We start from the raw sequence: 8,508 nt of genomic DNA on the forward strand, positions 1-8,508 counted from the left end.
AACACGGAAGTTAAGCTCTCTAGCGCCGATGGTAGTTGGGACCTTGTCCCTGTGAGAGTAGGACGTCGCCAAGCAATCTTAAGACGAGTCAGAATGACTCGTCTTTTTTGTATGCTTTCATACCTCTAGTAATTGCATGCTTAACTCCTTCTAAATAGGCGAATCCATGCTTTTTATCTGGTTCCAAGTAAGTACCTTCTGCCCATTCATTCCACGCATTAATAAATAAAAACTCGCTATTGTAAAGAGAATAGGTACGTTGAATTTGTTTGCTTAAATATATCGTGAATTTCTTAGGGGTAGAACCTAGGAAGATGCTGCTATTTAAGTCTTTACGGCGTGCTGTGTTGTCCCAGTCAACAAAGGCACCGGGAAATGTTTTTTTCTTTGGAAGAGATCGTTTTAATATATACATCCACACTTTATCATAATCCCAAGCGTTTATTTGTTTACCAGACTCATATATTGTCTTATTTATGTCTGAAGAGCTATCATGAGCGATTGTATAAAAAGGCTCAAATTGAATGCTAGCATCAAATCCATTTATATTAGGAAGTGGGAAGCTGTTTAATGTTTCTGCAAAGTATATACCTTTCAAACCATGTTCTTGTGCGAGTGTATTCCAATAATTAAGCATTTGCTCACAATTAGGGATATGCCCAGGACGATAAATAATGAAGAGTGGTTTATCATCTATACGGATATACCTCTTATCTTGGAAAGCTTGTAATAAATACTCAAAGTGTTCTTTCCAATCAGATAACCCTCCGTAATTTTGAGGCATTAATATGTGACTATCGAGACCATCCCAAGTTTTTGTCCACGGTTCATTTGCCCAAGAAAGGCAAAATGGAAAATCTGGTTCCTTCATCTTAAGTACCTCATTAAAGGGTGTCTCCAATAGCCTCTTCCCTTTAAACCAGTAATGGTAATAACAAAAACCATATATGCCATGTGCTTTGGCGATTTCTGCTTGCCATTTTCTTACGGATGGGGTGGTTAAGTCATAATAAAAATCTTGATAAGGTTCTCTAGGTTGATAATGTCCTGAAAATAAAGGTCGTGCACTTTTCGTATTTGCCCATTCAGTAAAACCTTTACCCCACCATTGATCATTTTCTTTTATTTGATGAAACTGTGGTAAGTAAAAAGCGATTATTTTCAAGGTATATCCCCCTTATGTTCTTCGTAGTTCCAGTGGTGGGAAGTTACTTTTGATTTTGGGAGCCAGTTTAAAGCGCGAGATATGTTATTTACTTACTATTTTCAGTGCCACATAATGAATTCGTTTTTACAAGTATGCTTGATATGGAAATCTTTGAGGATTTAATATATACGGCTGAGATACAAAATGATCTTCATTATACAATGAGCGAAAAGAGTTAATCTTTTTGGAGAACAAATAGAGCTTGGGGTAATCGGTTTGCATCGTCAAAAAAGTCCCGTAACTTTAAATACTTCTCATAGTGATTTTTAATATAAGTTCTAGGTATAACAGTTTCACCGTAAAAACTACTATTTCTAACGTCTCCAGCTCCCGTAGGGCTGTGGACAAACTTGCCACTTTCATAATCCGAGATGGCACGATTTATATCTGGAAAAGCTTGAGATAAAGTTTTATGCCACCCCGTTTGAATTAATTCAGGGTGTTCCTTGAATTGTTGACAGAAATCGAGAAAATAGCGTGCTTGTGTTGTGGCGATGAAGATTCCACCTGGACGAAGAATTCTTGAAAATTCCTTTATCCAATTTTCTGCAGTTTCTTCGGATAAATGTGAGAATACAGAATAAGCGAATATGATGTCTAATGAATTGTCATTAATAAATTCTACAGGAGGTTGTGGGGAAGCTGTTTTATATTTGCCTCTTCCTAACGTTTCATTGCAAATGTTAATCATTACAGGATCTATATCAATACCAAGTAAATTTTTATGGCGAACATCTTTGAAAAAGAAGCGTATAATTCTTCCCCATCCGCAACCAAAGTCTAAAATTTTACGTTCTTTATTCAAGGAAACGCCTAGATTTTGGGCATATGTTTTTACAAGGCTATAAAACAAATATGCTTCATAAAGAGCATGTTCATAGGAAGCACCTACAAACTGTTGTTGAATTTCTTCAGGTGGGAACATAGGTACCGGGATACCGTTTATCTTTGTTTGTGAGCAACTTTGTATAAATAGGTTTAGAAGTTCAATATCAGATAATGGACTAACTAGGTTATCAAAATCACTTCCTAACTTAAAGTTATTCATTTGTTAAACCTCCGAATGATGTAGTGATTAACAGCTACTTACATGTTTTTTACTAACAAAAACATGCAAAAATTCAGCATCTAACCCCAGGGATTTATCCTTTTGTAAATAAACAATGGTATACATATTTGCATGTGTATAAATATATTCAATCATATCTTGGCCCCAATCAAATGTTACTAAAGACCCATTCTCATCAATAGGATTTCCGTGATAAATTGGCTCTTCAATATATTCAATTCCATCCTTATTAATTCTTGCTCTTTGCAAAGTCTTTGGGAGTGTATGATACCAAGGTACAGTAAACACATGAGCGCCGCCAGGCTTTAATACACGGTCTATTTCTTTAAAGGCTTTGTTTGGCTCCATTACATGTTCAAAGACATCTTGAGTAATGAATAAATCAAAAGATTCATTTTGGAAAGTCATGTCTTCTAAGTTCTCGCATCTAATTCCTTGAAAGTATTGGCCGAGAGGTTGGTTTTTAAAGTATTGAGAATATGTATAGTTTTTGCAGTTTTTTATTAGTAGTTGAGTTGTAATTCCTCCTGGAGAGGATTCGTGGATATGATAGGAACCCCATTTTGGAAAAAATGTATTTAAAACATGTATTAAAGCTCGCTGCCTTGGTATAGAGTGGCATGTAGAACATAAGTAGTGATCTCTAAGCCAATCATTATGCTCTATAAATGTAGCTTCCTTCTCGCAAATAACGCAATATCCATTATTGTGCTTCAAATTACCTTCCACATGACATCACTCCTGTGTAAAAAATGCATATGACACATACGTCAACAATCAGGGCAATCAATGAGAGTGGGTGAAAATAAGGGAATCCATAAAAGTAAGATTGGGAGAAGGAAATAATTAGCGGGGGAGAACCCCACGCTAATTAAAGTTTCACTTTATGCTATGCGATACATTCGCTTTTATTCATTGAAGAGTGTATCGATTTAAAGTATCCCTTTCGTGTACGGGTACAATTCAAAGTCTTGTGCATATATTTCTGTAACTAACGCCATTGTTTCTTCATCATAAAAACTTTCATATGTTGGAAAGCGAGGGAAGGTGGCATCCGTAATGCTGAGCTCTGCATAGCTTCCTGTATAAAGCATTTTATGAGCGCGATGATGATCCGAATTTGTAAGTAGTGCTAAATTGGATTTAACTAAATCGTACGTATGTTCCATCTTGGTGATTTGTGTATTAAAATCTTCTAAAGGAATATAGTATTGGATGAATTTTTCTTCACCTGGAACGTATTGTTGGCTAAAATGTATGTCCATTGCTAGGGAATTTGGGCCTAATGCTCGAACGTAATATAAAAATTGTTTAAAGGATATTCCCTGGCTACTATATTTGTCATTATACAAATAATGGCGGATACTTTCCCATTGGGGAATTGCATATGGATTGTCAGCAAGTAATAAAAATGAGCTGACAGCCCTTGTGTAGGGATTCCGCACAAGTTTACAAACATCTTTTTTTGCTGATAGAAGTCCATTTTGTAACTCTGGTATGTAGTTAGTGTTGTTTTTATACACCCAGAATTCATAGTAATGAATAAAGTCATGGTATTGCTTTGCTTCATTAAACAATCCAATTTGAAAAAAGAACCAATTAGCTAAAGTAGTGCATCCGCTTCTATGGCTCCAAAATAGTATAAGTGGAAAGTCTTTATGGAAATGTGGGATTCGATCTTTATGTAGGATTACATGATTTAAAAGCTCTTGATTTACATTCTTCATCAATGTAGTGCTCCTTTTTGAAAGTTTTATTTATGGAGAGGGGAAGCTTTTACTAATCCAATATATTCATAGGAATGAGTAAATATTATGAGTGTTTTTTTCGGTTAGCTTAAATAAGGTAGTGATCCCAAAAGGAAAATATAAAATAAAGATAATGAAAATTTATAAGGGGCATACAATTATAAGAGAATGAATAATAGAAGTGAACAAGTTCATTTATTTGTATTTCTAGGTGTGATAAGCAAAAATCTTATTACTAGAGAGGATACTATGAGGAAGAATAATTATTTAATAGTAGGTGGAAATAGTTTTATTGGTATTAACCTCGCATTAGGTTTATTGAATCAAGGGGAAAATGTAAAAATCTTTTCCAGACATATAAATAATTTCCCTCAAAATATTATAAGTGAGGTTGAATTTATTAAAGGTGATTTAGCGAATGTTGAAGATATATATAAAGCTTTAGTGAATGTGGATATTATTATTTATTTAGCTGCAACGTCTAATGTAGCAACTTCAATTGAAGATGTTTTCGGAGATATAAACAGTAGCTTTTTTTTTCTTAACTTCATGGAAAGCATTAAAAACTTTCCTATTAAAAAAATTGTATTAGCATCTTCTGGGGGCACCGTGTATGGTGAGCCTGAATATTTACCTATTGATGAGGAACATCCATTAAAACCACTTTCTCCTTACGGAATAACAAAAGTGTCGCTTGAAAATTATTTGTACTTTTATAAGAAAAAATACGGAATTGACTATGTTGTATGTAGATATTCTAACCCATATGGAAAATATCAAAATCCTTTAAAGAAAGTTGGTGCAATCAATTGTTTTTTGTATCAACATCTCAGTAATGAAAAGATTAATATATACGGGAATCCACAAGAGATTATTCGAGATTATATTTATATCGATGATTTAGTTGAAATCACTATACAACTATCACAATTAAATCGCCTGAAATCATGTGTGTATAACATAGGGAGCGGAAAAGGTCTTTCTTTAAAACGAATTATAGTAGAACTGGAGAAGTTAACGGAAAGAAAAGTGGATTTTATCTGCTATAAACAAAAACAAGAAAATGTTCAAAAAATCATCTTAAATATAGATAGAGTAAGACAAGAATGTAATTGGGAACCGAAAGTAGATTTCAAAAGTGGAATCAGATTAAATAAGCTATGGATTGAAGAGTTCTTATATAGTAAAAAATAATAAACCATGCCCTACTTCTGTATAAGTAGAGCGTGGTTTATTATTTTATTTCTTTTTGTATTACCCAGAGGTCTTGATGCTCCCACCAAAAACCTTCAGTATATTTTTTGATAATAGGGTTATAAGGTAATAATTTAATTTTGTCACATACGTAAGAGGGGCTAACGATCGTTTGCCCGTATTGATGAACATCTAAATCCAGTTGTTCACTAGAGGGGAGAAACCAATAACCCTGTTCATTTAAATCGGGAAAGCCGAAGTACTTTTTACTTTGATATCCATGAGTTGTGAAAATGAATAATCCGCCAGGGGAAACAGCATTATACAATGTTTGAAGCCAACGAAACCAAGTTGTATCAGGCATATGAGAAAAAAAGGATAGACAAAAGACAATATCATACGTAGACGAGGCCAATTCTACTTGTTCAGGTTCAGGGTGAGATAAGATAGAAGAAGCATTTAATGTTTTTTTTATAAAAGTAATAGCCTCTTCATGTATATCACAGGTAGTCATACTTAAGTTCGTTTGTAGGTTTAATAAATGACGTGTTACGCAGCCATATCCGGATGCGAATTCTAATAATTTTATTGGAGTGTCTATAGGGGGATAAAAGGAAGTAATTACATCTAAGAGTGTTTCTGCGGATTTTCTCCCATCTTGAAAATAATAATCTATCGCTTCTTTTTTAGAAGGGAAGACTGGATTAGTGACAAGGAATTGAAAGATATGATCCTCTGGATGGATACTTGCGTTTACATTGTAGTTGTGTGCAATTTGAGAAATCAAATCTTTATTTGCTTCTATAAATTCTTTCAAAGAGTAACCCCCTTAAATGATAGTAACGTCTTACAAGAGATACTGATGGCGAAGAAAATATATCATTAAATCTTCAAATACGATTTAAGGTACTTTCTATATGTGTACATTTTCTCTTTTGAAATGTCGTCGATAGTAAAGGTTTCTTTAATGAAATTCTGCATTTGTACAACTTCACTGTAATGGGAATATGCATCTTCTGTTCTCGTTACGCTATTTGTATGTCGTCTATGATAGTTTAGGGATTTTGGATTAAAATAAATATTCCCCTCTTTAAGAATAGAAACATAGAAAAACCAATCACCAGCTACTTTAAACTTTTCTAACTGTTTTTCTGTTGTTTCTATATCTATATTTTTAAAAACTACACTTGAGACATTAGGTATGGTGTTTTTGATAAGTAACGTATCTTGTATTTCATCTGTCCCTTTTCGAAAATAAGAACTTTTCCATTTCTCTTTATCGATATCATTTGTGTAATCTAAATAATGATTGGCTAGGACATTTCCTTGTTCATCTATTTGTTTTGATTGTGTGTAGCTTAAAGTAACATCTCCATTTATATGAGCCCCTTTTATTACTTCTTCTAAAAATGTCGGATCACATAAGTCATCGGCCTCTGCAATCCAAATATAATCACCGGTTGCTGCAGAGATGCCTTTTATCCATTGTTTAAATACAGAACCAGAGTTTTTATCATTAATGATTTGCTGAACTTTTAGGTGGGGCTTATTTTCGTTTGAGAGTAGCTGTTCAAATATAGATACGCTATTGTCAGTAGAGGCGTCGTCTAGGAAAATTAGTTCGTAAAGGGGATAGGTTTGGTTTAATATTGATTTAACTCGGTCAGGTAAGTATTTTTCATAATTGTAGTTCGGTACGATTACGCTTATTTTTTTATAATTATGCTCAAGCAGGTTTAATAATTGATAAATATAATGGAGAAAGTTGAAATCTTTTTCAATAAGTTCTTGGCCGAAACTCCCTTTTTGTAATCGTAAATCTTCATCGCCAATAAATTCATATATTCTTTCCAACATCTTCGGTAAATTTAAAAAGTCCACTAAGGCGCCAGTTTGTTCCGTAACAACATCTTCAAAACCTCCAGCGTTTTTAAACCCTATAACAGGGACTTTTGTATCTAATGCTTCTAAAACAACGTTAGGAAAAGGATCTTCTCTTGAAGTTAATAAATATAAATCAGCTCCGGCGTTATATAAACCGATATCTGGAGTGGGTTCCACTAATGTGAAATGTGCGGTATATCTTGGGGGGAGTGTATCTAGAAAGGAAACATCTGTTCTCCCTACCCAAATAAAATGAATATTCGTATGAACCTTTCTTACTGAGTAAGCAATAAGTGAGAATAAATCTATCCCTTTTCGATGATCAGCGAAACCTACTCCCAAAATGATTTTGCTATCTAGAGGCAGGTTGTGTTTTTTTCGTAATTCGTTTCTAGCTTTTGCAATATTGTTCTTATAAGGGTTGTGGTTAAACAAGCCTTGAGGGAGAATGTGGCATTTTTGATGATCTAATTGGGTAATTGTATGGAATTTTTCATACACGTACTGCGAAGGAAAGACAATTTTGTAAGCAAACTCGGCAATGTTTCTAGCTTTTCCCTCGGCAGAGTATTGTTGTATTAAATGCGGCAATTCATGTATTAATGAAATAACTTTTATATTGTGTTTAGCTAGTGATGCAACTATATCACCACTTATGACGGTACTACATATGGCGATGGTATAGCCTTGTGATACTAACTTCTTTATTAATAATTCGACCTTTTCTTCCGTTGGGTAGTCTTCTTCTAGGCAATAAACAGGACCATACTTTTGAAAATCGCGGATTAAGATGCCCGTTCCAATCGAAATAATTGCGACGGAGTAATGAAAGTTTTCTTTAAGAGCTTTAATAGTATGTAAAGAAAGCAGCTGTGCTCCGTGGAAATGGGCATCATGGGATACATAAATGATCTTCTTATTAACATGCATTTCATAACGCCTCCTAAGGTAATTAGATTTTTAGTAAATGTATGGTGATTTATAATTCCTAGAGAGAAGTAGTAGGAAATACTTGTGAATGTAGCTAGAATGTACTCGCAATAAAAAAGGCTACCTTTAATATATATTTGTTTGGTTTGATATTCATTCTTTAGAAAGGTGTAAGTGGTAAGAAAGTATAAACTGTCGATTATGAAAGTGAATGCAACGATTTATTAATCTCTAGGGACGGAGTATAAAAGATGAAGATTTAACGGCCTTTATAATTTATAAAATAAAAAGGATAAAAAGTATTGACGATTAGAGTATAGAGGTGTAATATAGAACAAGTCGCCGATGCAATAACGCAGAACGCGGCAAACGAAATGAAAAACTTAGTTGACATTAACTAACGAAGATGTTAACATAAGGAAGTCGCAAATGAGCGACCAAGTAGTTCTTTGAAAACTGAACGAAACAAACAACGT

7 protein-coding genes are annotated in these 8,508 nt (G+C 34.0%); 1 reads left to right on the forward strand and 6 read right to left on the reverse strand.

Going from position 1 to position 8,508, the window contains the following annotated elements:
* Positions 1–88: 88 nt before the first annotated feature.
* The 4 genes from FS742_RS26935 to FS742_RS26950 form a co-directional block, all read right to left on the reverse strand.
* Positions 89–1,165, reverse strand: coding sequence for a glycosyltransferase WbsX family protein (locus tag FS742_RS26935; protein WP_144616428.1), 1,077 nt, complete (start codon positions 1,163–1,165; stop codon positions 89–91).
* Positions 1,166–1,382: 217 nt separating this feature from the next.
* Positions 1,383–2,255, reverse strand: coding sequence for a class I SAM-dependent methyltransferase (locus tag FS742_RS26940; RefSeq protein ID WP_144616430.1), 873 nt, complete (start codon positions 2,253–2,255; stop codon positions 1,383–1,385).
* A gap of 27 nt (positions 2,256–2,282) precedes the next feature.
* Positions 2,283–3,005, reverse strand: coding sequence for a class I SAM-dependent methyltransferase (locus tag FS742_RS26945; RefSeq protein WP_144616432.1), 723 nt, complete (start codon positions 3,003–3,005; stop codon positions 2,283–2,285).
* 203 nt (positions 3,006–3,208) lie between these two features.
* Entirely contained in the window at positions 3,209–4,003 is a 795-nt protein-coding gene (locus FS742_RS26950; protein ID WP_144616434.1) for a sulfotransferase family 2 domain-containing protein, read from the reverse strand.
* A gap of 270 nt (positions 4,004–4,273) precedes the next feature.
* On the opposite strand from FS742_RS26950, the gene FS742_RS26955 reads away from it, so the two are divergent.
* Positions 4,274–5,218 carry an NAD-dependent epimerase/dehydratase family protein gene (locus FS742_RS26955; protein ID WP_144616439.1) on the forward strand — a complete coding sequence of 315 codons (945 nt, stop codon included), beginning with the start codon at positions 4,274–4,276 and terminating at the stop codon, positions 5,216–5,218.
* A 40-nt stretch (positions 5,219–5,258) separates the two neighbouring features.
* On the opposite strand, the gene FS742_RS26960 is transcribed toward FS742_RS26955, so the two are convergent.
* Both FS742_RS26960 and FS742_RS26965 read right to left on the reverse strand, forming a co-directional pair.
* On the reverse strand, positions 5,259–6,035 hold the full coding sequence (locus FS742_RS26960; RefSeq protein WP_144616436.1) for a class I SAM-dependent methyltransferase: 777 nt from the start codon (positions 6,033–6,035) through the stop codon (positions 5,259–5,261).
* A gap of 65 nt (positions 6,036–6,100) precedes the next feature.
* Positions 6,101–8,032: a glycosyltransferase gene (locus FS742_RS26965; protein ID WP_144616437.1), complete on the reverse strand. Its 1,932-nt coding sequence runs from the start codon at positions 8,030–8,032 to the stop codon at positions 6,101–6,103.
* Positions 8,033–8,508: the final 476 nt, after the last annotated feature.

Origin of the sequence: Bacillus cereus, assembly GCF_007678085.1 — a bacterium.
Classification (GTDB): Bacteria; Bacillota; Bacilli; order Bacillales; family Bacillaceae_G; genus Bacillus_A; species Bacillus_A cereus_BE.

Excerpts from the sequence above, each read along its gene's own strand:
- FS742_RS26940 (WP_144616430.1), bottom strand. The coding sequence starts at position 2,255 with ATGAATAACTTTAAGTTAGGAAGTGATTTTGATAACCTAGTTAGTCCA.
- FS742_RS26950 (WP_144616434.1), bottom strand. The coding sequence starts at position 4,003 with ATGAAGAATGTAAATCAAGAGCTTTTAAATCATGTAATCCTACATAAA.
- FS742_RS26955 (WP_144616439.1), top strand. The coding sequence starts at position 4,274 with ATGAGGAAGAATAATTATTTAATAGTAGGTGGAAATAGTTTTATTGGT.
- FS742_RS26965 (WP_144616437.1), bottom strand. The coding sequence starts at position 8,032 with ATGCATGTTAATAAGAAGATCATTTATGTATCCCATGATGCCCATTTC.